Origin of the sequence: Agrobacterium sp. ST15.16.055, assembly GCF_027956555.1 — a bacterium.
GTDB classification, from domain to species: Bacteria; Pseudomonadota; Alphaproteobacteria; order Rhizobiales; family Rhizobiaceae; genus Agrobacterium; species Agrobacterium salinitolerans.
Window position 1 is genome coordinate 1 of record NZ_JAQKGN010000042.1, and the last position, 356, is coordinate 356.

Annotated in this window: 1 protein-coding gene and 1 tRNA gene; both read left to right on the forward strand. The window is 51.7% G+C overall.

Annotated features, from left to right (window positions below; translation table 11 throughout):
* On the forward strand, positions 1-182 hold a 182-nt coding region (locus PL599_RS22770; protein ID WP_271359734.1), incomplete at its 5' end, for a hypothetical protein.
* Between the two features lie 96 nt (positions 183-278).
* Positions 279-355, forward strand: a tRNA-Met gene (locus PL599_RS22775).
* Position 356 lies beyond the last annotated feature (1 nt).

Below are 356 nucleotides of genomic sequence, written 5' to 3' on the forward strand. Positions count from 1 at the left end.
ACTTCGTCTCAAGACGCGGGAGAGTAGGTCGCTGCCAGGTCTGCAAAACGCAACTCAAAATCTTCTCAATCACACTCTTCGGCCCAGCCGACAAAAAGGGCCGCTACATGCGGCCTTTTGTCATTCAGGGCAAAGATTTAAAGGCAATAAAAATGGCGTACAAAATCATGTGCGCCCCTTAAAGGAGATAAATTGCTCCGCAATTTACTCCAGCAGTATGCATCACAGCGTCCCTGTGATGCTGTCGCGATAAATCCCATAGGGATTTACGCTGGTAACGCGGGGTGGAGCAGCCCGGTAGCTCGTCAGGCTCATAACCTGAAGGCCGCAGGTTCAAATCCTGCCCCCGCAACCAA